General features: G+C 62.6%; 25 protein-coding genes. 13 read left to right on the forward strand and 12 right to left on the reverse strand.

Going from position 1 to position 24,587, the window contains the following annotated elements:
* Positions 1–33: 33 nt before the first annotated feature.
* On the reverse strand, positions 34–585 hold the full coding sequence (locus NKJ18_RS00695; RefSeq protein ID WP_023695759.1) for a methyltransferase family protein: 552 nt from the start codon (positions 583–585) through the stop codon (positions 34–36).
* Positions 586–733: 148 nt separating this feature from the next.
* On the opposite strand from NKJ18_RS00695, the gene NKJ18_RS00700 reads away from it, so the two are divergent.
* From NKJ18_RS00700 to NKJ18_RS00710, 3 genes are all read left to right on the forward strand, one after another.
* The gene (locus NKJ18_RS00700; protein ID WP_023744325.1) at positions 734–1,591 is read left to right on the forward strand and encodes an alpha/beta fold hydrolase; all 858 of its coding nucleotides are present in this window, start codon (positions 734–736) and stop codon (positions 1,589–1,591) included.
* A gap of 243 nt (positions 1,592–1,834) precedes the next feature.
* On the forward strand, positions 1,835–3,886 hold the full coding sequence (locus NKJ18_RS00705) for an elongation factor G (RefSeq protein ID WP_023683761.1): 2,052 nt from the start codon (positions 1,835–1,837) through the stop codon (positions 3,884–3,886).
* A gap of 725 nt (positions 3,887–4,611) precedes the next feature.
* Complete coding sequence (locus NKJ18_RS00710) at positions 4,612–5,109, forward strand: methyltransferase family protein (protein WP_023689721.1); 498 nt, start codon at positions 4,612–4,614, stop codon at positions 5,107–5,109.
* Between the two features lie 22 nt (positions 5,110–5,131).
* Here NKJ18_RS00710 and NKJ18_RS00715 read toward each other — a convergent pair whose 3' ends face one another.
* Complete coding sequence (locus NKJ18_RS00715) at positions 5,132–6,028, reverse strand: LysR family transcriptional regulator (protein WP_023671970.1); 897 nt, start codon at positions 6,026–6,028, stop codon at positions 5,132–5,134.
* 80 nt (positions 6,029–6,108) lie between these two features.
* Positions 6,109–7,083, reverse strand: a complete 975-nt coding sequence (trxB, locus tag NKJ18_RS00720; protein WP_352757652.1) for a thioredoxin-disulfide reductase — start codon at positions 7,081–7,083, stop codon at positions 6,109–6,111.
* Positions 7,084–7,338: 255 nt separating this feature from the next.
* Between trxB and NKJ18_RS00725 the strand changes: the two genes are divergently transcribed.
* Both NKJ18_RS00725 and NKJ18_RS00730 read left to right on the forward strand, forming a co-directional pair.
* Entirely contained in the window at positions 7,339–7,815 is a 477-nt protein-coding gene (locus NKJ18_RS00725) for an Lrp/AsnC family transcriptional regulator (protein ID WP_352757654.1), read from the forward strand.
* A complete protein-coding gene (locus NKJ18_RS00730) occupies positions 7,812–7,973 on the forward strand; it encodes a hypothetical protein (protein WP_352757655.1) in 162 nt (53 codons plus the stop codon). The genes NKJ18_RS00725 and NKJ18_RS00730 overlap by 4 nt, the downstream gene beginning before the upstream one ends.
* A gap of 889 nt (positions 7,974–8,862) precedes the next feature.
* On the opposite strand, the gene NKJ18_RS00735 is transcribed toward NKJ18_RS00730, so the two are convergent.
* The 5 genes from NKJ18_RS00735 to NKJ18_RS00755 all read right to left on the reverse strand — a co-directional run bounded on the left by NKJ18_RS00735 (position 8,863) and on the right by NKJ18_RS00755 (position 13,527).
* Entirely contained in the window at positions 8,863–9,843 is a 981-nt protein-coding gene (locus tag NKJ18_RS00735) for a phosphodiester glycosidase family protein (protein WP_352757657.1), read from the reverse strand.
* A 206-nt stretch (positions 9,844–10,049) separates the two neighbouring features.
* Entirely contained in the window at positions 10,050–10,703 is a 654-nt protein-coding gene (locus NKJ18_RS00740; protein ID WP_023671974.1) for a D-glycero-alpha-D-manno-heptose-1,7-bisphosphate 7-phosphatase, read from the reverse strand.
* Positions 10,696–11,268 carry a D-sedoheptulose-7-phosphate isomerase gene (locus NKJ18_RS00745; protein WP_023671975.1) on the reverse strand — a complete coding sequence of 191 codons (573 nt, stop codon included), beginning with the start codon at positions 11,266–11,268 and terminating at the stop codon, positions 10,696–10,698. The genes NKJ18_RS00740 and NKJ18_RS00745 overlap by 8 nt, the downstream gene beginning before the upstream one ends.
* 8 nt (positions 11,269–11,276) lie before the next feature.
* Positions 11,277–12,770: a D-glycero-beta-D-manno-heptose-7-phosphate kinase gene (gene rfaE1 / locus NKJ18_RS00750; protein ID WP_023671976.1), complete on the reverse strand. Its 1,494-nt coding sequence runs from the start codon at positions 12,768–12,770 to the stop codon at positions 11,277–11,279.
* 124 nt (positions 12,771–12,894) lie between these two features.
* Positions 12,895–13,527: a LysE family translocator gene (locus NKJ18_RS00755; RefSeq protein ID WP_023671977.1), complete on the reverse strand. Its 633-nt coding sequence runs from the start codon at positions 13,525–13,527 to the stop codon at positions 12,895–12,897.
* A 134-nt stretch (positions 13,528–13,661) separates the two neighbouring features.
* Between NKJ18_RS00755 and rfaD the strand changes: the two genes are divergently transcribed.
* The 3 genes from rfaD to waaC are packed head-to-tail and all read left to right on the forward strand — an operon-like array spanning position 13,662 to position 16,563.
* Positions 13,662–14,612 carry an ADP-glyceromanno-heptose 6-epimerase gene (gene rfaD / locus NKJ18_RS00760; RefSeq protein ID WP_023683756.1) on the forward strand — a complete coding sequence of 317 codons (951 nt, stop codon included), beginning with the start codon at positions 13,662–13,664 and terminating at the stop codon, positions 14,610–14,612.
* A complete protein-coding gene (gene waaF / locus NKJ18_RS00765; RefSeq protein WP_023695762.1) occupies positions 14,585–15,592 on the forward strand; it encodes a lipopolysaccharide heptosyltransferase II in 1,008 nt (335 codons plus the stop codon). Before rfaD ends, waaF begins: the two co-directional genes overlap by 28 nt.
* Positions 15,589–16,563: a lipopolysaccharide heptosyltransferase I gene (waaC, locus tag NKJ18_RS00770; RefSeq protein ID WP_023683754.1), complete on the forward strand. Its 975-nt coding sequence runs from the start codon at positions 15,589–15,591 to the stop codon at positions 16,561–16,563. Before waaF ends, waaC begins: the two co-directional genes overlap by 4 nt.
* 23 nt (positions 16,564–16,586) lie before the next feature.
* On the opposite strand, the gene greA is transcribed toward waaC, so the two are convergent.
* Together greA and NKJ18_RS00780 are read right to left on the reverse strand one after the other, a co-directional pair.
* Positions 16,587–17,060: a transcription elongation factor GreA gene (gene greA, locus NKJ18_RS00775; protein WP_023683753.1), complete on the reverse strand. Its 474-nt coding sequence runs from the start codon at positions 17,058–17,060 to the stop codon at positions 16,587–16,589.
* 288 nt (positions 17,061–17,348) lie between these two features.
* On the reverse strand, positions 17,349–17,885 hold the full coding sequence (locus tag NKJ18_RS00780; RefSeq protein WP_023683752.1) for a tetratricopeptide repeat protein: 537 nt from the start codon (positions 17,883–17,885) through the stop codon (positions 17,349–17,351).
* Between the two features lie 229 nt (positions 17,886–18,114).
* On the opposite strand from NKJ18_RS00780, the gene NKJ18_RS00785 reads away from it, so the two are divergent.
* From NKJ18_RS00785 to NKJ18_RS00795, 3 genes are all read left to right on the forward strand, one after another.
* Entirely contained in the window at positions 18,115–18,540 is a 426-nt protein-coding gene (locus NKJ18_RS00785) for a DUF3775 domain-containing protein (RefSeq protein ID WP_352757659.1), read from the forward strand.
* Between the two features lie 102 nt (positions 18,541–18,642).
* Positions 18,643–19,815: an extensin-like domain-containing protein gene (locus NKJ18_RS00790; protein WP_502906150.1), complete on the forward strand. Its 1,173-nt coding sequence runs from the start codon at positions 18,643–18,645 to the stop codon at positions 19,813–19,815.
* A 132-nt stretch (positions 19,816–19,947) separates the two neighbouring features.
* Positions 19,948–20,733 (forward strand): extensin-like domain-containing protein, encoded by a 786-nt coding sequence (locus NKJ18_RS00795; RefSeq protein ID WP_023737838.1) that lies wholly within the window; start codon positions 19,948–19,950, stop codon positions 20,731–20,733.
* Positions 20,734–20,752: 19 nt separating this feature from the next.
* Here the strand turns inward: NKJ18_RS00795 and NKJ18_RS00800 are convergent, their stop codons facing one another.
* A complete protein-coding gene (locus NKJ18_RS00800; RefSeq protein ID WP_502896357.1) occupies positions 20,753–21,472 on the reverse strand; it encodes a gamma-glutamylcyclotransferase in 720 nt (239 codons plus the stop codon).
* A 112-nt stretch (positions 21,473–21,584) separates the two neighbouring features.
* Between NKJ18_RS00800 and NKJ18_RS00805 the strand changes: the two genes are divergently transcribed.
* The gene (locus NKJ18_RS00805) at positions 21,585–22,292 is read left to right on the forward strand and encodes an LssY C-terminal domain-containing protein (protein WP_352757663.1); all 708 of its coding nucleotides are present in this window, start codon (positions 21,585–21,587) and stop codon (positions 22,290–22,292) included.
* A gap of 70 nt (positions 22,293–22,362) precedes the next feature.
* On the forward strand, positions 22,363–23,673 hold the full coding sequence (locus NKJ18_RS00810; protein WP_023705877.1) for a hemolysin family protein: 1,311 nt from the start codon (positions 22,363–22,365) through the stop codon (positions 23,671–23,673).
* Positions 23,674–23,701: 28 nt separating this feature from the next.
* On the opposite strand, the gene NKJ18_RS00815 is transcribed toward NKJ18_RS00810, so the two are convergent.
* On the reverse strand, positions 23,702–24,580 hold the full coding sequence (locus tag NKJ18_RS00815; RefSeq protein ID WP_023701605.1) for a DMT family transporter: 879 nt from the start codon (positions 24,578–24,580) through the stop codon (positions 23,702–23,704).
* Positions 24,581–24,587 lie beyond the last annotated feature (7 nt).

Consider the following 24,587-nt stretch of genomic DNA (forward strand, 5'->3'; position numbering starts at 1 on the left):
AGTTTGGCAGAACCTACCCTGCCCCGGTGCCGGCTACCACCCCAGCCGGGGCCAGAACAGGCCGGCACGTACGCGATAGTCCGCGTAGGCTCCGGCCAGCGGCGTGCGCGAAAATTTCTTCTCTTCGTCCAGCGCCGCAAACACATAGAGGATAGCGATCCCGGCGACCGGCACCACCGCCCAGACCGACCAGATCGCGATCCCCCACCCGATCCAGAAGACGATGTAGGACGTATAGAAGGGGTGGCGGACATGGCCGTAGGGGCCGTCGGTCAGCAGGCTGTGCGGATCGTCGGGTGCGAAGGCGAAGCGCAACCGCGCCTTGCGCGACGTGACAATCGCCCACCAGAACAGGGCAGAGCTCGCCAGTTCGACGGCAAGTCCGGTGAGCTTTGCCGAACCCGGCTGCGATTGGATCCAAAGGATGGCGAGAAAGAACAGCGCCGTGGCGATGACCGCCGCCGAAATCACCATGGCGCCTGGAGACATCGCCTGCGATTGGAAATGCGCCCGCATCGACCAGACATACTGGCCAAGCGTCGCGATGCTGCAGATCGAGACAAGAAGATCGAGGACTGGTTCCATTGTCGGGATTCCGCGGGTGGTTGCCATGGAGCCGGAGGTTCGTGCCGGCTATCTCTTTAGAAATCGTTTCTTAACCACATGTTTAAAGAACATATAGAGCCAGCGATGCGATGTTGGCGGTCAGGCAAATCTCAAGGTCTAATCCAGCATGAGCATCACTCACCGCACCATCCGCACGCCGCAGGCCGACTTGCGCCTCAGCCAGTCGTCTGGGTCCGGCATGCCCATCGTCATGATCCATGGCTCGGGCAGTTCGCGCGCCGTGTTTGCCCGTCAGTTCGATAGCCCGCTTGCCGACGCCCATCGGCTGATCGCCTTCGACCTTCCCGGCCACGGCGAGTCCTCCGATGCCCGCGACCCGGCGACCGCCTATACGATTACCGGCCTTGCCCAGACCACAGCCCGGCTTCTCGACGCTTTGGGCATCGGCCACGCCATCATCTTCGGCTGGTCGCTCGGCGGCCATGTGGCGGTCGAACTGGCCAGCTTTCACCATGCGGTCAGCGGCCTGGTGCTGACCGGAGCGCCGCCGGTGTCGCGGGGGCCGCTTGGCATGCTGCGCGGCTTTCACGCCAACTGGGACATGCTGCTCGCCTCCAAGAAGGTCTACTCCGAACGCGACATCGAGCGTTTTGAGGCTCTGTGCTACGGCGACACCGCCAGTCCGTCTTTCCGCGAAGCCATCAGGCGCACCGACGGCCGGCTTCGCGCCGCCGTGGCGCGCTCCATGTTTGCCGGCAAGGGCGCCGACCAGAAACAGGTGGTCGAACACGCTCCGTTCCCCGTCGCGGTGATCAATGGCGAGCATGATCCGCTGGTGCGGCTGAGCTATTTCGAGACCGTCGCCTACAGCTCGCTGTGGGAACAGTGCCATGTCATACCAGGCGCCGGCCATGCGCCCTTCTGGGAACGTCCGGACCTGTTCAACCCGTTGCTGTCGCGCTACGCCGAGACGGTGGTGAAGCAAAGCGCAGCCAGGCCGGCGCGCCGCACCCAGGCCCGCTGAAATCTACCGGCGGTTCTGACCCCGGCTCTCGCTCCGTCCGTCTGGCGGCGGCGCGATTTCTATTTTCCTTGCCCTGCCGGCTAACCCGTGGGACGATGGGTTGGGCAGGTGGCTAAATGAAAACAAACCGCCCGCGACGGTCGAACAGGCCGGCCGCCGCTCACGACAGGGTGCGATCGGCGCAAAACCGTTTCCACTTTTGCTGATCGCACTCCAAGGGCAACGCCTGAGTGGAGGTCAGCCATGGGTACTCGCGCCGGAGGACGACGCACGGGACCGAAATGCATTGCCATAGTCGGTCCCTTTGCAAGCGGTAAGACGACACTTCTCGAAGCCATCCTCGCCCGTACGGGCGCCATCCCCCGCCAAAATCCCGTTTCATCGGGAAGCACCGTTTCCGATCATTCGCCCGAGGCGCGGGCGCACGCCATGAGCGTCGAGGCGACCTTTGCCACCACCGAATTCATGGGCGAGCAGATCACCTTCGTCGACTGTCCCGGATCGATCGAATTCTCCTTCGAGGCCGAGCCGGTGCTGGCAGCCTGCGATCTCGCGGTGGTCGTCGCCGAGGCCGACGAGAAGAAGATCCCAGCCTTGCAGCTCATCATGCGCAAGCTCGACGATCTCGGCGTGCCGCGCATCCTGTTCCTCAACAAGGTCGACAAGGCAATTGCCGGCGTACGCGATACGCTGAAGATGCTGCAGCCGACGAGCGCGGCGCCGCTGTTGCTGCGCCAGATCCCGCTGCGCAAGGACAATGTGGTGATCGGTTCGATCGACCTGGCGCTGGAGCGCGCCTACATCTACCGCGAATATGCCGAAAGCCAGGTTGCCGAAATTCCAACTGACGACAAGGCGCGCGAACTGGAGGCTCGCTTCTCCATGCTGGAGACGCTTGCCGACCATGACGACCAGTTGATGGAGCAGTTACTGGAGGAGATCGAGCCGCCGAAAGACGCGGTCTTCGACGATCTGTCCGCCGACCTGCGCGCCGGCGCCATAACGCCGGTGCTGATCGGCACCGCCGAAAAAGGCAACGGCGTGCTGCGCCTTTTGAAGGCGATCCGCCATGATGCACCGGATGTCGAGGCGACGCGCAAACGGCTCGGCGTCCCCGACGGCAATCACACCGTGGTCCAGGTGATGAAGACCATCCACACCGCGCATGGCGGCAAGCTGTCCGTGTCGCGCGTACTCTCCGGCCAGATCGCCGATGCAGCCGAACTCTATTTGTCGAATGGCGAGACGGCGAAGGTCTCCGGCATCTACAAGATGCTCGGAAAGGACCAGTCCAAGCTCACCGCTGCCAAGGCCGGCGACACGGTGGCGTTGGGCAAGCTGGACGAGGTCAAGACCGGCCAGACGTTGAGTTCCACGAAGGGCGGTATCAAGCCGCTGGTCACGCTTACGCCGCCGCAGCCGGTCTTTGCCTTTGCGCTACGGCCGAAGGAGCGCAAGGACGAGGTCAAAATGTCGGCGGCCATCCAGCGCCTGGCCGAGGAAGATCCCTCGCTCACCTTGCGCCACAATCAGGACTCGGCCGAGACCGTGCTGTCCGGCCATGGCGAGATGCATCTGCGGGTCGTGCGCGAGCGGCTGGAAGGCAAGAATCAGATTCCGGTCGAAGGCCATGCGCCTGCCGTCCCCTATCGCGAGACGATCCGAAAGACGGTGCAGCAGCGCGGCCGCCACAAGAAGCAGTCCGGCGGCCATGGCCAGTTCGGCGATGTGGTGATCGAGATCAAGCCGCTGCCGCGCGGCTCCGGCTTTCAGTTCTCGGACACCATCACCGGCGGCGTCGTGCCCAAGACCTACATCCAGTCGGTCGAAACCGGCGTGCGCGATTATCTGAAATCCGGCCCGCTCGGCTTCCCTGTGGTCGATGTCGCCGTCAACCTCTCCGACGGCTCCTACCACGCCGTCGATTCCTCCGACATGGCTTTCCAGATGGCGGCCAAGCTGGCCATGAAGGAAGGCATGGCGGCCTGCTCGCCGGTGCTGCTCGAGCCGGTCATGAAGGTCGAGATCGTCACGCCGTCCGAAGCCACTTCGAAGATCATCGCGCTGATCCCGCAACGGCGCGGCCAGATCCTTGGCTACGACGCGCGGCCTGACTGGCCGGGATGGGATGTCGTGGAGGCGACCATGCCGCAGGCCGAGATCGGCGACCTGATCATCGAACTGCGCTCGGCGACCTCCGGCGTCGCCAGCTATCGTTGCGCCTTCGATCACATGGCCGAGCTGACCGGTCGGTTGGCCGACGAGGCGATGAACGCCAACGGCAAGGCTGCCTGACAGGCCGAAGGATGATCCGCACAAAAAACGGCGCCCGGATGACCCGGACGCCGCTCTTATTGCGGACCGTCTTCTTGGGAGGAAAACGGCAGGTCCGCCGCACGTATCCGCCGCGCCATACGGCACTGGCAGACGAACAGGTTCGGACGCGGTAGCCGCCTGAGCCCGGATCTTCCGAGTGATGCCCCCATCTCCCGGTCGAACCACACCGCGTCCTATGATCTGCTTAAACGATGAATCGCGCCTGCGGCATGTTACCTGAGGTTACATGTCACTGTTACGCGGCGATTTTGCTCGATTTTTCGCTGGCTACGGCAGGCCCGGAAACAAAAAAGCCGGATCAATGAAGATCCGGCTGAGTTTGATTGGAAGTGCCTGTTAAGGCTAACCTCCAGAGGGGAACACTCGAGGGCGCTAATGGGAGGAGAACGCGCCCAGGAGATGATCTATATATGTGCTGTTCATGCCCAAGAAACAAGCATCTATTTTGCAACACACGCATGCAAAAAGGTACAGGCTGTGGTCTAACCCATGTCTAGGGGCCATAGGACCACGAAAAGTTGCCAAATGAATGGCGCGACCGTGCTGTTGCCTTCGCAGAACCGCAAGTCGGGCTGATTCTCGCGCTCGCGGGCAAAAAGCCGAATGACGTTGAATCGGGCAGCAGGCGTTTATTTTTGCGGCAGCGGGATGGGAAGGGTCGGCCGGAAGAAGGGAGACCTGACATGCGGACACCCCAGGCGATCGCCGGCAGCGCGGTCTTCTTCATCGCCGCACCTTGTGTCGTCGCCGGGCTGGTGCCCTGGCTGCTGACGGACCGCTACCGTCTGCCGCTGTCGACGGTGCCCGGCTTCGTGCCGGCTGGCTCCATCCTAATCGTCGCGGCCATCGCCCTGCTCGTCCATTCCTTTGCCCGCTTCGCGCTCGAAGGCCTGGGCACGCCGGCGCCTGTAGCACCCACCGAGAGACTGGTGATCGGCGGCGTCTACCGCCATGTCCGCAACCCGATGTACGTCGCCGTGCTGTCGATCATCCTCGGCCAGGCGTTGCTGTTTTCAAGCTGGAGCGTCGCTGCCTATGCCGCCATCGGCGCGATCGTCATGGGCTCTTTCGTCAGGTTCTATGAGGAGCCGACTCTCGCCCGCCGCTACGGCGGCGAATACGAAACCTACCGCCGCAATGTTCCCGGCTGGCTGCCACGGCTGACGCCGTGGCGGGGGTGACCAGCACCTCCCAAGGGCATGTTTAAAATGACCAGCTGCGCGCCTTGGCGATGATGAAGTCGCGGAAGACGTGCAGCTTGGCCTGGTTCTTCATCGCATCGGGATAGGCGAAATAGGTGTCGAAGGACGGCACCTCGGTCTCCGGCAAAAGCTGCACCAGATCCGATTCCTTGGAGATCACGTAGTCGGGCAGCATGGCGATGCCGGCGCCGCCCTGCACGGCGCGCTTGATCGACAAGATGTCGTTGATCTGCAGCGTCGGCACCCTTTGCCCACCGTCGAAATCGCCGATCGTTTCCAGCCAGTTCAACTCCGACAGATGCGACGGCACCGGCACGCCGAAAGTGACAATGCGATGGTTCTTCAGATCGGCGACCGAGGTCGGCTTGCCGTGCTTGCCGACATAGGACGGCGAGGCATAGAGGTGGAAATGCACGGTGAACAGGCGGCGCTGGATAAGGTCGGGCTGCTGCGGCTGGCGCAGCCGTATCGCGCAGTCGGCCTGGCGCATGGTGAGGTCGAGTTCCTCATTGGCCAGGATCAGCTGCAGGCTGATTTCCGGATAGAGCTCGATGAATTCCTGCACCCGCTCGGTCAGCCAGCCGGCGCCGAGCCCGACGGTGGTCGTTACCCTCAGCACGCCGGAGGGCCGGTCCTTGGCCTCGGTCAGCTTCGACTTGATGGTCTCCAGCTTCATCAGCACGTCATGCGCCGTGCGGAACAGCATTTCGCCCTGCTCGGTCAGCACTAGGCCGCGGGCATGGCGATTGAACAGCGGCACCCCGACATCATGCTCGAGCGCGCTGACCTGGCGTGAAATCGCCGATTGCGACAGGTGCAAAGTCTCGGCGGCATGGGTAAACGACCCAGCCTCCGCCGCTGCGTGAAACACGCGAAGCTTGTCCCAGTCCAACGCCATTGAATTCCCCTCGTTCTGTTTTTGGCGTCTGAATGAAAAATCAGGCTTTTGAACGGCTTGCGACGCCGTCTTGATAGATTTTATTCCGCCGCTTCGCGGTGCACCTCGATGCCGGCCAGGTATTTTTCCGCCTCGAGCGCGGCCATGCAGCCGAGCCCGGCGGCGGTCACCGCCTGACGGTAGATGTCGTCGGTCACGTCGCCGGCGGCGAACACGCCGGGAACGTCCGTGCGGGTCGAATTCGGCGCCGTCCACAGATAGCCGTTCGGCTTCTGCTTCAGCTTGCCGACAAACAATTCCACCGCCGGCGCATGGCCGATCGCCACGAACACGCCGTCCACCTGGAGATGGGTGACCTCGCCGGTCATCGCATTTCTGAGCTTCAGCCCTTCGACCGAAGGCGGCAGCGGCGTCTTGCCGGGCCGGCCGGTGATCTCGTCGACGATCGTGTCCCAGATGACTCGGACATTGTCCTTTTTCAACAGCCGCTCACGCAGGATGCGCTCGGCGCGGAAATCGTTGCGCCGGTGGATGACGGTCACGCTCTTCGCCAGATTGGAGAGATAGAGCGCCTCCTCCACCGCCGAATTGCCGCCGCCGATGACAGCGACATCCTTGCCGCGATAGAAAAAACCATCGCAGGTGGCGCAGGCCGACACGCCGAAGCCCATGAAGGTCTGTTCGGTGGGGATGCCCAGCCATTTCGCCTGCGCGCCGGTGGCAATGATCAGCGCGTCGGCCGTGTAGGTGGTGCCGGAATCGCCCGTGGCGCGGAACGGCCGCACATTGAGGTCAACCTCGGTGATGATGTCGTTGACGATGTCAGTGCCGACATGCTCGGCCTGCTTCAGCATCTGCTCCATCAGCCACGGGCCCTGGATCGGATCGGCGAAGCCCGGATAGTTTTCGACATCGGTGGTGATCATCAGCTGCCCGCCCTGCTGCAAGCCTGCTACGAGCATCGGCTTGAGCATGGCGCGCGCGGCGTAGACTGCGGCGGTATAGCCGGCCGGGCCGGAACCGATGATAAGGACAGGCGCGTGCTTGGTGGTCATCTAAAGCCTCTGCGGGGCAGACAATCGAGTGTGCCTTGGAAAACGACGTGAAATGTTGCTGGTAATGTAAGGGTTGCCAACCACACCAGCAAGACGATCAGGCCGTCGTCCCCGGAAAGCTTCGGCCTACAGGCTTATTCGCGCAATGGCGCTTTCGTTACGGTTGCGAAATCGCCCGACCAAAGGGCTGGCATCGACACAAAAGTCGTTTAAGGACGAGAGCGCGAAAGATTCTTGCGCTAAGCCGAGACCGCCATGCCCCTGAAAGCCGACCTCGATGCCATCGACTGGAAGATCCTGCGCGAGCTTCAGGCCGACGGGCGCATGACCAATGTCGAACTGTCGAGCCGTGTCGGCATTTCCGCCCCGCCCTGCCTGCGCCGTGTCCGGCGGCTGGAGGAAACCGGCATCATCAGAGGCTATCGCGCCTTGCTCAACGCGCCGGCGCTCGGCATGGATGTCGTCGCCTTCTGCCTGATCGGCCTGCATCACCAAGCCGACGCGGAGCTCAAAGCTTTCGCCGAGCGCACTCGCGGCTGGCCGATCGTGCGCGACGCCTGGATGGTCTCGGGCGAATCCGACTTCCTGCTGCATTGCGTGGCGAGCGATCTCGGCACGTTCCAGACCTTCGTCATTGAAGAACTGGCCTCGGCCCCCAATGTCGACACGGTGCGCACCGCGCTGACCATCCGCCGCGTCAAGGACGAAGGGCTGGTGGCGCTCAACGCATGAGCTGGACCATTCATCGCTTGCGGCTTCGCGACCAAGGATTGTCTGGCTTTCCATTCCAAATTCATATGATCGATAATCTTGTCCATGATGTCGGCGCCGCTTATGCCGAACGTATGAGCAATATCTACGCGACACTGCTTAGGATGGCGACAGCTTGAAGCGCATTGGATCCCGGATACTGGCTGCCTGTATAATAATACCAGTCGTTGCGCTGTGTGCCTTAATAACTGGCATTTTCATGGCCACTAATTGGCATCCACCTGGGATGTTCTCGCAACTGTTCGCGAGCGGAAATCCGAACCAGATGGCGCCGGACGCAGCTATCACCGAGGTTCTCCAAAGTACGTTTCCTTCGGGAACCGCCGTAGCAGATCTGAAGTCTTCATTGTCCAAAGAGGGGTTTCAAGACGTTCCACCGCCACCATCCGATTGTATTTCCGCTGACAAGGAAGGAGAGATGCCCCCGCGAAAAATCTTCACCCCCTGTTATGACACAAGAAATCACATGGAATACAATTGGACGATTGGATTAGTATGCGCAGGGCACATCTACGTCAAATGGACACCCGGCAAGGACGACAAAATTATCAGTGTTGAAGGGTACGGTGGCACTGGCTGTCTTTAGCGCCGAGCGAGATTAACGTCGAAGAAGCATCGCGACGCCCGTCAAGACACACCCCAATAGATACGCGGCCACCTCTCCAAAACCGGCAAAAGAATGAAGCCATCGCCAGGGCCGGGGCTCTCGCCAGGAGACATCTCCGGCAAAGCTAAAAAGGCTAGCAGGATAGGTGAGCAAGCGAGCCAGACGAATGTGCTGACATGCGGCAACCATTTGAAACGGCACATGTTTTTTGACGCGAGAAACGCCGCGCCGATCACAATTATGTTGACGACGAATATGAGCCAGAAGCGAATTCTGGCGCCAAAATCGTAGGGTATTCCGGGTCAGATTGCGTGAACATGAGCGGCCAAGGTTGAATATGCCATCCGGTTTCAGCTACGGAATCGGGAGTACTTTGACCACCCTGCCAAGGGCAGGATCTGCTACCTGCGCTCCACCGTGAGAACAACAGGCAATCCCCAAGGCACATCTAGCGGTGCTTGAAGTAGTGAGACGTCGCCATCCGCGACCTGGGCTTCCCACTTGGCATAGTGTTTCAACCGGTAGTTCCCGGAGCGGACGCTGAGGCAGGCAACAGGCCCGCCATCGAGGTTTAGCGCCGTCTTGAGATCGAGGTCGGTCTGCAACAGGAAGTTTGCTAGCCGGTCCAGCGAGAAGAAAGCGTCCTTGGTCGAACCGACGATGATCCAGCCCTGACGATCTTCCGCGATAAAGGTGCGGTTGGCCAACCAGTTGCTCTTGGCGCGTACATTGTTGCGGCCGTCCTCACCGACAAGCAATGGATAGGAAACCATAGCGTTTTCGGCATTCTCCGTGACTGCGCGCCAGTCACGCGAATTGAGATCGACCACATGCGTGCCGGAGGCATTCACGAACCAGGCGCCGGCCTTGGCATCGTATTCATCCGGCCCGAGCCTCGTACCCATGCTGACAAAGGGCGTGTCGGCTTCGCCCTTCAGTCCGAAATAACTGCCATTGACGATCAGAACGGTGCCGCCTGTGCCTTGTGGATTGAGTGCCGCTTCCCACTGGTCGATGTCCTTGGCACCACTGGGCTCGTTACGGGCAACGAAACGGAATTTGGCTGGATCGAAACGGTTGAGATAGAGCCGGTCAATTTCACGGTCGCCCGCCATGATGGGGATTTCTCTGACCTGGAATCCAGGCTCGGTTTCATTCCATGAGCTGGCTCCAGCGGTCACATCAGGAATTTCCGATTTCAACGCAAGCTGCATGGCAGGCGAGAGACGCGCATCGTCGGGTGCAACGGCGATCCAGTAGCTTCCGCCGCGGCGAAGAAGTGCATTGAGCCCATACACGCCGTGTTTTTGCCAGACATACCCCACGGCTGAAAGCACAGCCAATATCAACAAGACAACGGCAACAGAGATTGCTTTCTTCAATGAATTCCCCTCGTTCTTCGATGGAATGACATCTGCAAATTTCTTGCTTGAATGATGTCTGATCTCTGCAGTTTTTCCGCAAAAGAGCGTGGTGCTTTCCTGGGGAATAGCGTCAAAGCAAAGAAATGGATCGGCTCGCCGTTTCTGCGAAACGGTGAAACGCTCAAGCTAACCCATTGAGATTGCGTCGCAACAGATCCGGAAAGCTAAATCAGTCTCGATCCGAGCGACTCGACAGCTCTCAAAAGCCGTTCCAGATCATCGGGGTTGCGCAGCGGCAGAACCTCGAAGCCCGGCTCATTACTTCCCTCGCCATCCACCAGCCAGCCGCGCGGCAGGCCGGCACGTTGTCCGGCCTGCATATCCGCGGCCTTGTCGCCGACTATCAGCGAGCGCTTGAGATCGAGGCCGAGACGCTGCCGGGCCTGTAGCAGCATGCCCGGATTGGGCTTGCGCATTGGATGGTCGGCGACCGCCAGTGGCCCGCTGCCCGCCTCGTGGTAGGCGCAGGCCAGAACCATGTCGACGAAGGCATCGCCGGCGGCAAGCAGCTTGAGAACCCGGCCGTTGACCGCGGCAAATTCCTTCCAGCCGAAATAGCCGCGCGCGATGCCGGACTGGTTGGTGACGATGACCACCGGGATGTTGCCCCGGTTGGCCGCCGCGATGACCGGCACGATGCCGTCGCGCAGCGCCATTTTGGCTGGATCGTCGGGATAGCCGGTGTCGACATTGATGGTGCCGTCGCGGTCGAGGAACAGCGCCGGCGCGTTGGCTGGAAACACCCGCGAACCCACCCGCTCAACCCACAGGCCGGGCTCAGCCAGCGGGTATGGACCGTAGGCCCCGGTGTCAGCCATTCGACAGACGGTCTTCCACCACCTCGCAGAGATAGTGGTAGAGGCAGAGATGTCCCTGCTGGATGATCGGCGTCGAGGTCGAGGGCACGTTGAGCAGTATGTCGGTGAGCGGCTTGAGTTTGCCACCGCTGTCGCCGGTGAGGCTGACCACCGTCATGCCCATCATCCGAGCCTGTTCGGCGGCAGCCAGAATGCTCGGCGAATTGCCGCTGGTCGAGATGGCAAGCAGCACGCCGCCGGGCGCGCCATGCGCCTCGACCTGGCGCGAAAACACGGTGTCGAAGCCATAGTCATTGCCCCAGGCGGTCAGCATGCCCGCGTTGGCCGGCAGCGCAATCACATTGTAGGCCTTGCGCTCCTTAAGGAAGCGGCCGACCAGTTCGGTGGCAATGTGGATGGCGTCGCTGGCCGAGCCGCCATTGCCGCAGACCAGCAGCGCCTTGCCCGAGGAAAGCGCGGCGACGACCGCACTCACAGCACGTTCCATCTCGGCGGTCAGGTCACGCTCGACTGTCGCGGTGATCGCGGCCGCCGAGCGGACCAGATAGTCATTCAGTCCGGACATGAAATCCCTCAGTTAGTACCGCCGCCGGCGCGCAATTTGCCGATCGTGCCGGTGGTGCTCTTGCCGGCGACAAGGTCGACCAGGACGACGCGCCCGCCCGCCTTCTGCACCACATCGGCGCCGACAACGGTTTCGACCGTGTAGTCGGCGCCCTTGACCAGAATGTCGGGCAGAAGCGCCTCGATCAGCGCCAGCGGCGTATCCTCTTCGAACACCACGACCGCATCGACCGAGGCCAGGGCGGCGAGCACGCAGGCACGATCATGCTGATCGTTGACCGGGCGCCCTGCGCCTTTCAGCCGACGCACCGAGGCATCGCTGTTGAGGCCGAGCACCAGCCGGTCGCACTGGCTGCGCGCCGCGTGGAGAAGACTGACATGGCCGGCATGCAATATATCGAAGCAGCCATTGGTGAAGCCGACGCTCAGGCCCTCGTCCTTCCACGCCGCCACCATGCGCGCGGCCGATGCGGCATCGAGGATGGCGTCCTTATGGGCGGTGGGGCCGTGCGAGCGGAACAGCGCGCCGGTTAGTTCCTCCACGGTCAGCCGCGCGGTGCCGCGTTTGCCCACCACCACACCGCCGGCGGCATTGGCGATGGAGGCGGCCATGACGCGATCGGCGCCCGCGGCCAGAGCCAGCGCGAAGCTCGCGATTACCGTATCGCCGGCGCCCGAAACGTCGAACACTTCGCGCGCCTGGGTGGCGATGTGGCGCGCCTCATCCGCGCCGACGACGCTCATGCCCTTTTCGCTGCGGGTGGCGACGACGAAGTCGAAGCCATGTGCCGAAATCAGCTGGCGTGCCGCCGCGACGATCTCGTCGTCGGCGAAAACCGGGCGACCGACAGCTTCGCCAAGCTCCTTGCGGTTGGGCGTGATGGCGGTCGCGCCGGCATAGCGCGCATAGTCGCGGCCCTTGGGATCGACCAGCACCGGTTTTCCCGCCTCGCGGCAGATGGCGATCAGGTCGGCGGCGACGCCGTCGAGCAAGATGCCCTTGCCATAGTCGGACAGAATGACGATGTCGGCGCGCGTGAGTGCGGCGCGAAAATGCCGGACCAGGTCCGCCCGTTCCTTGTCGTCGAGCGGCTTGATCTCTTCCTCATCGAAGCGCAGCACCTGCTGATTGAGCGCGCTGAAGCGGCTCTTCGACGACGTCATGCGACCGCGCTCCTGCGCCATATCAGCCGTATCGGCGCCGAGTTCGCGCAGCATGCGCACCAGATTGTCGCCGGCCACATCGGTGCCGATCACCGATATGGGAATAGCGCTGGCACCCAGCGAGACGATGTTGGCGACAACGTTGCCTGCGCCGCCCATCGTCGAGGTCTCGCCGCGCCCGTGCAGCACCGGGATCGGCGCTTCCGGCGAGATGCGCTCGATGACGCCGTTGACGAAACGGTCGAGGATGAAGTCGCCGACCACCAGCACGGCAACGTCGCCAAAGCGGGCAATGGCGCGGTGCAAAGGTTCGGGCGAAGGCGGATTGTGCTTGATCATGTCACTGGCAATGCGAGGGAAAGGCCGACCTCAATCACGCTGAAAATTGTCAATTTACGGGCCGGATCGTTCATGGCGAAGCCGATATACCGCAAATCCGCGCAGCGCAACGTCAGGGCGGCCGTCAGCTCTTCTGCAACGCGACGTGGACGCCCAGTCCGACCAGCACCGCCCCGCCCGCCCTCTGCATGATGCGCTGCGCACGGCTGGAGCGCTTCAGCCGGGCGATCACCATGCCTGCCAGCAACACGCAGACAATATCTGCCGAAGAGAACATTAAATTGACGATGGTGCCCAGCACGACGAATTGCAGCCACACCGGGAACCCCGCCGAGGCATCGATGAACTGTGGCAGGAACGCCATGAAGAAGATCGCCGTCTTCGGATTGAGCACTTCGACGGTGATGCTCTCGAAAAATGCCCGGCGCGCCGATTTGCGCTCGATCGCCGGCAGCGCCGTGTCACCGTCCCCGCGCTTGCGGAACAAGGACACGCCAAGCCAGATCAGATAGAGCGCGCCGATGAGCTTGACCGCCATGTAGAGCGGCGGCACCGCATGGAAGAGCACCGACAGCCCGGCGGCAGCCGCAAAGACATGGAAATAACCGCCAAGATGGATGCCAAGTGCCGCCGTCAGCCCCGACCAGCGCCCGCGCGCCATGGTCTGCGCGGCGGCATAGAGCATCGCCGGTCCTGGAATATAGGCAAAGATCGCCGTGGTGGCGAAAAACGCAATGAGCAGTTCGGTCGACGGCATTTTTTGTCCCCTAGCTTGCGGGCCTCGAATAAAGCGGGCCGCTTCGCGGTCTCACTGTGGCGTCGTGGTGCTTCATCGACAGTACGCTTGGCCTCCCTTATAAGGACCGGAATCGCAAGCAACCAGAGGCCTTCATGATCATCGTCACGGGCGGGGCCGGCATGATCGGCTCCAACATCGTCGCCGCACTCAATGCCGAAGGCCATGATGACATCCTCGTCGTCGACGACCTCACCGACGGCCACAAGATCGCCAACCTGGCCGATTTGCAGATAGCCGACTATCTCGACAAGGACGAATTCTTGGCCACCTTGGAAGCCGGCGACCTAGGCCGCGTCGAGGCCGTCTTCCACCAGGGCGCCTGCTCGACCACCACGGAATGGAACGGCAAGTTCATGATGGACGTGAACTACGCCTTCTCAAAGCGCTTGCTGCATGGCTGTCTTTCGCTGCGCATACCGTTCCTCTATGCCTCCTCGGCTTCCGTCTACGGCGGCGGTTCGGAGTTTCGCGAGGATCCCGCACTTGAGCGGCCGCTCAACGTCTACGCCTATTCGAAGAAACTATTCGACGACTATGTCAGGCGCACCGTGTTCGACACCGATCATTCGCAGGTCGCGGGCCTGCGCTACTTCAACGTCTATGGCCCGCGCGAGGCGCACAAGGGCGCCATGGCCTCGGTCGCCTTCCATCTGTTCAATCAGGTCGGGCGCGGCGAAAACCCAAAGCTGTTCGGCGCCCATGACGGCTTCGGCCCCGGCGAACAAAGCCGCGACTTCATTCACGTCGGCGATGTCGCCGACGTCAATCTGTGGCTGTGGAAGCGCGGCTCCAGCGGCATCTTCAACTGCGGCACCGGCCGCGCCCAGCCGTTCCGCGCCATTGCCGAGACCGTGATCGATACGCTGGGCCAGGGCGAGATCGAGTTCATCGAATTCCCCGATCACCTCAAGGGCAGCTACCAGAGTTTTACCCAGGCTGATATGTCCCGCTTGCGCGCAGCCGGCTATAATGGGCAATTCCGCAGCGTGGAAACCGGCGTCAGAGACTATGTCGAATGGCTGAAAGCCCAACGATCCTCGTGATCGGCCCACGCTGGGTGGGCGATATGGTCATGGCGCAGTGCCTGTTTTCAGCGCTGAAGGACGTCCATCCCAACGCCGCCATCGACGTGCTGGCCCCGGCCTGGGCGGCCCCGCTGGTCAAGCGCATGCCCGAGATTCGCCAGCAGATCGATTTCCCGCTGCAACCGGGCGCGCTCGAATTCACCATTCGCCGCCGCTTCGGCCGCCTGCTGCGCGGCCGCTACGACATGGCCTACGTCCTGCCGGGCAGCTGGAAATCGGCGCTGATCCCGTTCTTTGCCCGCATCCCCCGCCGCTTCGGCAATCTCCGGGAAATGCGCTACGGCCTGCTGACCGACATCGTGCCGCTGCCCGATGCCGTCAAACGGCGCACCGCGCAGGCCTATTTTGGCCTCGCCCAAGGCGGACATTTCCGGCCGCCGCGGCTCACCGTCGACGCCGGCAATCAGAAAGATCTGCTCGCTCGCTTCGCAGTGCAGCCGGGAAAATTCGTCGCCATGATGCCCGGCGCCGAATTCGGTCCGGCCAAACGCTGGCCTAGCGAAAGCTATGCCGGCCTCGCCGGAGAGATGATGGCGAAAGGATTCAAGGTCGCGTTGTTCGGCTCGAAGAACGATCGCGACGTCACCGCCGAGATCGCAGCACTCGCGCCCGGTGTCGTCGATCTGGCAGGAAAGACACGGCTGGAGGACGCCATCGACCTGATCGCCGCGGCCAGGCTGGCGGTGTCCAACGACAGCGGGCTGATGCATGTCGCGGCCGCCGTCGGCACGCCGGTCGTTGCCGTCTACGGTTCGACCTCGCCGGAAAACACGCCGCCGTTGGCTGAACAGCGCGAACTGATCTGGTTGCATCTGTCCTGTTCGCCCTGCCACCGGAAGGTCTGTCCGCTCGGCCACCTCAACTGCCTGAAGACGCTGGACGTTGCCCGAGTGGCAGCGGCGGCGGACAGGTTGCTGGAACTCCCGGCCGCCGCATGAAGGTGTTGATCGTCAAGACCTCCTCGATGGGCGACGTCATCCACACCTTCCCCGCCGTCGAAGATGCACGCCGCAAGCGCCCCGATATCGCCTTCGACTGGTGCGTCGAAGAGGCCTTTGCCGGCATCGTCGCGCTGCATCCGGCGATAGCAAAGATCCATACCGTCGCCATCCGGCGCTGGCGCAAGCATCTGTTCAACGCCGGCACATGGCGGGAGGCGACAAGCTTGCGCCGCGCTCTGCAAGCAGGCGAGTACGACCTCGTCATCGATGCGCAGGGGCTGCTGAAATCGGCCCTGGTGGCGAAACAGGCAGCGGCACCAATCGCAGGTTTCGACCGCGCAAGCGCGCGGGAGCCCTCGGCAACGTTGTTTTACCAGCGCAAATACGCCGTGCCGCGCAACCTGCACGCCATCGAACGCACGCGCCGGCTGTTCGGGCTGGCGCTCGGCTACGAGCCCGATCTTTCGGCGCTCGCATCCGGGATTGTGCCGCCTCCCGGCGGCCTGGCCGGCATTGACGGCAAGACGGCCTTCCTGCTGCACGGCACCAGCCGCGAGGACAAGAAATGGCCCGCCGAAGACTGGATCGAAACGGCTCGCCTGCTGGTTGGTAGCGGAATGACGCCGGTCACCACCTGGTCGAACGAGCGTGAGAAGGCGGTGGCCAAGGCGATCTCGAAAGCCGTGCCGTCAACGATCGTGGTGCCGAGATCGCCGCTGGCAGACATTGCCGCGATCCTTGGCCGCTCGACGCTGGTTATCGGCGCCGACACCGGTCTGACCCACCTCGCCAGCGCCTTCGGCCTGCCGACGGTCGCGGTGTTCCTGGCGACCGAGCCGGGTTTGACCGGCCCGCGCGGGCAATATGCCTCAACGTTGCTGGCCGCAGCGGGGGAGCGCCTCATGCCGGCACAGGTGGTGCCGGAAGCAGAAAAGCTATTAGCCCTTAAGCTCCAAGCTTCGGCATAGGACCTTCCAGCAATTCTGAGGTGCTAGATAAATTGCACCTGGACGATCTCATAACCCCTGGCGCCGCCGGGGGCGTTGACCTCGATGGCGTCGCCGACTTCCTTGCCGATCAGCGCGCGCGCGATCGGCGAGGAGATCGAAATACGGCCCGATTTCACATCCGCTTCCTGGTCGCCGACAATCTGGTAGGTCTTCTTTTCCTCGGTGTCCTCGTCGACCAGCACCACCGTGGCGCCGAACTTGACCTTGTCGCCGCTAAGCTTGGTGACGTCGATCACCTCGGCCCGAGCAATATAGTCTTCCAGTTCGTTGACACGGCCCTCATTGAGGCTCTGCGCCTCTTTGGCGGCATGATATTCGGCATTTTCGGACAGGTCGCCATGCGAGCGCGCTTCGGAGATCGCCTCGATGATACGCGGCCGCTCTTGCTGCTGGCGCCAGCGCAGTTCTTCCTTCAATGACGCGAACCCCTCGCCTGTCATCGGGACCTTGTTCATGATGCCTGACCTTTCCTGCCGCCACCCCCGCATTTCGGGGAAAGCCTTGTCGATGGGTATAAAAAGAAAACGGGTCCGGCAGCCTCGGGCTAACGGAACCGTTTCACCGCAATTTTCCCCAATATAGCGATCCTCGCGCGTTTTTCACGCTGAAAAAGCAGGCTTTTTGAAAAATCATGAGCCGACTTGCGCAATTGCCGTCACGGCATGTGCAGCGTGTTGCAGTTGCGACAACAAAAACCGGCTGCGATTGCTCGCAGCCGGCCCAGAGAAGCCGTTGGGGTGGGGTCAGCTTCTCATGAAATGGTAGATCTGTTCGGCCAGCATGCCGTATTCGCGCGAATCTTTGCCCGTCCGCTTCTCGATCTCGGCCAGCTGCGCCTGGGCGCCGGCCAGATCGCCGATCTGCAGATGGGCCTCGCCGAGATATTCGCGCACCAGCGTGTAATCCGGGTTGATGCGGAGCGCTTCCTCGTAATAGCCGAGGCCGACGGTGACACGGCCGGAATGGCGATGCGAATAGCCGAGATAGTTGAGGATGCGTGGATCCTGCTTGTTGGCGGCAAGGCTGAGCACGGCGATCGCCTCATCATAACGACCGGCCATGGCCAGGTCGTGACCAGCATCGTAGATGTTGTCGTCGTCCAGCATGCCGTACTTCGGCGCGACGCATTTCTGCTTTTTCTTGTCCCAGACCTGCCCCTTCTTGCACTGGGTGGTGGTCTCGGTACCACCGCCACCGCCGCCGGCCGCAAACACCGGAACCGCAAAGAACTGCAGCGCGACAAGCGCCGCAGCCGCCTGGATCAACACTCTTTTATGCATCGAAGCCTCCTTGAGGGGATAATGACAAGCTTGAGGGAAAATGACGATAATGAAAAGCTAACGCCGGGATGCAGACTTTTCATCCCGGAAACCCGCAGCCGCCGAAACTATTTGTGCGCCATGCCTAACTTGAATTCGGTCAAAGGCGGGAGCCAGGGATCAGAACATGACGTGACGCGCGCTGCAAATCCGCTATCATTCGGGAAATGATCAGCGGGGGTGCCCGAGAGTGCAACAGCGCCGTGAGCGGGAATGGGAGCTATCGATCGGCCCGGACACCGTGCGCCTGTTCATTCTCAAGGCAAAGGGACTGAGTGCTGCCGTCAACGAAGACTATGCCGACGGTGCCGAGCATGAGGTCGAGCTCAATGGTGAATCACATGCCAATCACCACCATGACGGTCTGGCGGAGGAAAGCGCGGAAGACCTCACCGAGGAAGAGCTGCGCGAGCTGATCAACGACCTCAACGTCGACGAAGCGGCCGAGTTGATCGCGCTGGCCTGGGTCGGCCGCGGCGACTATGACGCTGCGGAATGGTCCGATGCGGTTGCCGCCGCGCGCGACCGCGCCAACAAGCGCACGGCGAAATACCTGCTCGGCATGCCGCTTTTGGCCGACTGGCTGGAAGAAGGGCTGGAAGCGATTGGCGCGTAACGGCGTGGTTACCGTTCGTGATGGGCCGCAGGCAACCTCCGGGCGCTCGCGCCGTTGAGGAGGATGGGGTCTGTTGTACTTTCCCGAACATGCAGGGTTGCACTGGTCATGGTCGTCACGGCTCTGCTGCTGACGCCCCTGCTGACGCAAGCCGACGCCAAACAGCGCAAGAAGCATTACACGCCGCTGTCACAGCGGTTGGAGCAGTTGTTTTCACCGCGGGTCGACTCGCATCCTAAGCCGCGCAGCAAACACAGCCAGAAGCCCAGGCCACAGCGGCACATCACGCCAAAGCAGGTGGAACAAAAGACCCCGGATAAAGAGCCCTCGCCCGCCGATGTTCCGGTGCAGCCCTCGCGCGTTGTCCCGCTGCCCGAGGCGCGTCCTTCAGAGGCGCCGAAGACCGGCGCGGCACCGATCGAAAAGCAAAAGGCCGAAGGTCCGAACCCCCTTGGCGCGCCCAACCGGTCCAATGACGATCGATTCAACGAAGAAAAGTCCCGTTTTAAAAAGCAGGCGCGGCCCGGACCGTCAGCCCCGAAGCCGTCGACCGATAAGCAAAGCGAGCCCGAGCCGCCGGCCGCGGTGCCGATTCCGACACAAAAGCCAGACACTTCGGAACCTGAAGCTCAGCCGCTGGCCGTTGCTCCGCAACCACCTGAAAAACCCGATGCCGGCGACAAGAAGATGCTGCCCGATGCGCGCTCGGCCGATGTGCCCGATGCAAAAATGCCGGCGGCGGAAGTCGCCTGTCGCGAGCGGCTGACGGCCCTTGGTGTCGAATTCGAGGAGCATAAGGCGGAAAGCAATCCCGACATCGGCTGCTCGATCCCCTATCCCCTGGTGCTGAAGTCGCTCGGAAAATCCATCGCCATCGGCCCCGCGACCGAACTCAACTGCCCGATGGCCGAGGCGGCAGCCCGCTTTGCCGCCGAAATCATACAGCCGGCGGCGAAAGCCGAGTTCGGAGCCGACCTGAAATCGATCAACCAGGCATCGGCCTTTGTTTGCCGGCCGCGCAACGGCACGCGCCATCTGTCGGAACATGCCTTCGGCAACGCGCTCGATATTGCCAGCTTCACGTTGTCGGATGGCAGAAAGATCGAAGTCGGTCCAACGCCGCCCGAGAAGGACGGCGAATTCCTCAATGCGGTGCGCAAGGCCGCCTGCGGACCGTTCAAGACCGTGCTTGGACCGGGCGCGGACCCGGACCATTCCCTGCATTTCCATCTCGATCTCGAACCGCGCCGGAATGGTGGCACTTTCTGCCAGTAATGGCCCTCCAGTGATCGTCATGCCGGTGATGGTCTGGCTGCCGCATTTCGGCCGCAGGCATGAACGGGAACGCTGAGTTTTCCTTTACCCTTGATCGTTAAAATCCCACCGATCAAGGACAGGATTCCGCCCATGGCCGCAATATTTCGCGCCGCGAAGGCAAAAAGCGCAGCGATACTGGCCACCGGTCTTGCGCTGGCCGCCGTTTCGGCTTGCAACACTGGCAGCGTGCTGTCGCTGCAGCCGGCCGTCGATGTCGGCTCGCAGACCGCGGCCGTGCCGCAATATGAAGGCATGCAGAAGCTCGTCCCGTCCAATCCCTATATGACTGCCGCCTATCCGCGCATGGACGAGCCGATGTCGGAGCCGCAGCAGATGCCGGCCAGCGAAACCGATTGCCGTGGCGAGCTGAAGCGCCTTCGCGTCGTCTACACCGATGTCCAGCCGATCCATGAGGGACAGTGCGGCATAGACTGGCCGGTCAAGGTCTCCGCCATCGGCGGCATCCAGATGAAGCCCGCCGCGACATTGACCTGCGACATGGCCGCAAGTTTCGCCGCCTGGACCAGCAACGAACTGGTTCCTTCCGCCCGCTGGCGCTATTTCTCGGGCGTCAAGACCATCCACCAGGGCTCGAGCTATTCCTGCCGCAACATCGCCGGCGAAGGTGTCCTGTCCGAGCACGGCAAGGGCAACGCCCTCGACGTCATGAGCATCGAGCTCAACAACGGCGACGACATCGATGTGCGCAAGCCCGGCCTGTTTGCCTTCCGCACCCGCGGCTTCCTCAACAATGTGCGCGCCGACGGCTGCCAGTATTTCACCACCGTGCTCGGTCCCGGCTACAATTACGATCACCGCAACCATTTCCATTTCGACATCAAGAACCGCAAAAGCGGCTACCGCGCCTGCCGCTAAAGCGTTCACCGTTCAGAAATCAGTCGGGATTGGCGTTCCCGGTGGAAGCGATGATTTGCTCGGCCACCAGATCCTGAATGCGCCAAAGGTTCCTGTCGCGGATACCGCTCTCTTCCAACTTGCTGACGGTTCGGAACAGGTATTGAGCCGACGAGCCCCAATGCCCGGCAGCCCGCGCCAGCGTGTCGGCAACCTGCTCCAATGGCAGCCGGCCCGCATAGGCCCTGCCGTCTGGCGCGGCGACGAAAGCCAAGGCCCGCAACGGCCCATCCTTGGTCTTGACCTTGATCCAGCATGGCACGTTAGTCGGCGGGTTGGCATCGATCTCGCGGCGCATCAACTGGCCAAGTTGCCCGAAATGGTCTTCCGCGGGCAGCCGATAGACGATGCCGTTGCAGCTGCCGCCTCGATCGAGCGCCAGCATCAGCGCCGGCAAATCACGGGTTCCGCGCCAACGGGTCAGCGTCAGGCAGAACGAGCGGTGCCATCCTGGCGCCGTGGCCGGGCGCTGCTCGACATGGGCAAATTCGGGGTTCCAGATCAGCGACCCGTAGGCAAAGACCCATAGCGCTTCAGGCCGATGCTCCGACAGAAGTTGCTCGACAAGACTATCGAACTCCGCGTCTGTATGCTCGGTTGTTCCGGGCTCGGGACCCGGATCCGGTTCGACACGCTCGACCCTTGCGACAAGGTCCGCGGTCAATGCCATCGAGCTGCGACCCACCGGCTTCTTATCCATTCCTGCTCACCCCCCGCAAAAACGATGGCCGACGATAGAACGGCTGCTCGCCGCTGGCCATTGATTTCCAGGGTCCGTCAGGCACAGATACCGCACGGATCGAGCCGCTTTCATGAGCCGACGAAGCCTGCAACGACGCGCATTGACCTGGCTCGCCGCTCTTCTGGCGGTCTGGCTGGCCCTCGCCTATGTCGCTGCGCCGGAATTCTGGACGGTTCGCGACCGCGGCTTTCGCACGCGGACTTTCGAGATGGTGACACACACGCCGCAAGGCATTCCGGGCGACCCGATCAATATCGGCCTTGTCGGTACCGAAAAAGAGATGGTCCATGCCTTCGCCATGACCGGATGGGATACGGCCGATGGCGTGACGCTAAAGACCGCGATCGAAATCGGTGAGAGCGTGCTGTTCGACCATCCCTATCCTGACGCCCCGGTCAGCCGGCTGCTGTTCGAAGGCCGGGCCCAGGATCTCGCCTTCGAAAAGCCGGTCGGCGGGAGCGCCGACCGGCGCCATCATGTCCGCTTCTGGCGCAGCGATGCGACCGGCGACGACGGCCGAACGCTCTGGATGGGCTCGGCCAGTTTCGACCGCGGCGTTGGTCTCAGCCACGATACCGGCGCCATCACCCACCATATCGCCCCTGACATCGACGCCGAGCGCGATCTCGTGATCCACGACCTGTCGGCGGCCGGCATGGTGACCTCGGCGAGCGACATCCCGGGCATCGGCGCCACCAGGACCGGACGCAACGGCGGCGGCGATCCCTATTTCACCGACGGCAAGGCTGTTGTCGGGGTGCTCAGGCAATTCCCCTGAACCACCGTCATTTCCCAAAAATCATCGCGGACTATTTTCCTGCGGCCCGCCGCAATGCTATTGAGCCCTGATGCTATACGTCGAAATCGCCACCGTGGTCGTCCTCATCTGTGTGAACGGCCTTCTGTCGATGTCCGAGCTCGCCATCGTGTCGTCGCGCCCGGCGCGGCTCAAGGCGATGATCGACCGCGGCGTCAATGGCGCCGGGCGTGCGCTGACGCTCGGCTCCAATCCCGGCAAATTCCTGTCGTCAGTGCAGATCGGCATCACTCTGGTCGGCGTGCTGTCGGGCGCCTTCTCCGGCGCCACGCTGGGCGACAGGCTGTCGGTGTACCTGGCCTCGACCGGCATGCGCGAAAACATCGCCGATCCGCTCGGCGTCGGCATTGTCGTTGCGATCATCACCTATTTCTCGCTGATCGTCGGCGAACTGGTGCCCAAGCAGATCGCGCTGCGCGATCCCGAGCGTGTTGCGGCCCGCGCAGCGCCTGCGATGACCATCCTCGCCACCGTCTCGGCGCCGCTGGTGTTCCTGCTCGACATTTCCGGCCGCGCCATATTGTGGCTGCTTGGCCAGCGCGGCGAGAGCGAGGAAAAGGTCACCGACGAAGAGATCAAGATGCTGGTCGCCGAGGCCGAGCACCACGGCACCATCGAATCCGACGAGCGGCGCATGATCGCCGGCGTCATGCGGCTCGGCGATCGCGCCGTGCGCGCCGTGATGACGCCGCGCACCGAGGTCGACTGGATCAATTTGCAGTCCGATGAGGGTGCCATCCGCAAGCTCTTGATGGAGACCCAGCATTCGCGCCTGCCGGCCGGCGATGGCGGCGTCGACGTCATGGTTGGCGTTGTTCAGACGCGCGACGTGCTGGCCGCCCTGCTCGCCGGCCGCGCACTCGATCCGCGCAAGCATGTGCGCGCCGCCCCCATCGTCTACGATCAGGCCGACGCGCTGGATGTGCTGCAGAAGCTGAAGGAATCCGACGTGCCGATGGCGCTGGTGCATGACGAATACGGCCATTTCGAAGGGATCGTCACGCCTGCCGACATTCTCGAGGCCATCACCGGCGTCTTCCGCGCCGACCTTGATGCCGGCGACGAGGAAAACGCCGTCAAGCGCGAGGACGGCTCATGGCTGCTCGCGGGATACATGCAAGCCGACGAGATGGCTGACGTTCTCGGTATCGATCTGCCGGAAAACCGCGACTACGAGACCGTCGCCGGTTATGTGCTGTCGCACATGCACCATCTGCCGGCGACCGGCGAATGCGTCGACGCGCAAGGCTGGCGTTTCGAGGTCGTCGACCTCGACGGCCGCCGCATCGACAAGCTGATCGCCACCCGGCTGCCCAGCGGCCATCGCGAAGTGGTGCGTTGACGCTCTGCCGTCAAAGCGAATAGCGCCCTCAGACCGCGGCTTCGATTGGTTCGGCAAGCTTCGGATTGGAGCGCGAGGCGATCAGGCAACTGGCCACGATCAGGGCCGCTCCAGCCAGCGTGGTCCAGGTCGCCGCCTCGTCGAAGAACAGCCAGCCAAACACGATCGCCCAGATGAAGGCGGAATACTCCGTCGGGATTAGATATTGCGCTTCGGCCCGCGCGTAGGACCAGCTCATCAGGAACTGGCCGGAGAGCGACAGCGCCGTCACCCCGGCCAGTGGAAGCCAGAGATTGCCCGGCAGGGCAACCGCGAGCCAGGGAGCGGCGGGGAGAAGGACGGCGGCAACGCACAGGTTCTGGAACAGCATGATCTCGACTGGTTTGGCCACCAGCGCCTGCCGCCGCGAGAGGATCAGATTGTAGGCGTAGAACACCGTCGATGCGAGCACCGCCACCGTGCCAAGCAGGGCATCCCCGGTATAGTTCCCTTGCCCGAACTGTCCGGCCATGATGATGACGACGCCGGCGATGCCCGCCAGCGACGCCCAGATCGCCTGGCGCTGTATGCGTTCGCCCAAAAGCAGCGCCGCCAGCAGGAGAGCGAACAGCGGCGCGACGAAACTAAGCCCGATCCCATCCGCTAGCGGCAATCTGGCAAGGCCCCAGAAGAACGACAGCAGAACGATGCCCACGATCACGGCGCGCAGCGCGTGTAGCCGCAGCACGGAAGGCGTGGGAAGGGAACGCGGCCCCGCCGCCCAGGCCGTGCCCGCGACCACGCTCGCAAGCATGCTTCGCCACAGCACCGTGTTGTAGACACCGACGGCGATGACCAGGATTTTCATCGCCGCATCCATGGCGGACAGAAGGAAGATCGCAAGTGCACAGACCAGCACCGGGGTCATGGGGGAA

This window comes from Mesorhizobium sp. M0217 (assembly GCF_040321955.1).
Classification (GTDB): Bacteria; Pseudomonadota; Alphaproteobacteria; order Rhizobiales; family Rhizobiaceae; genus Mesorhizobium.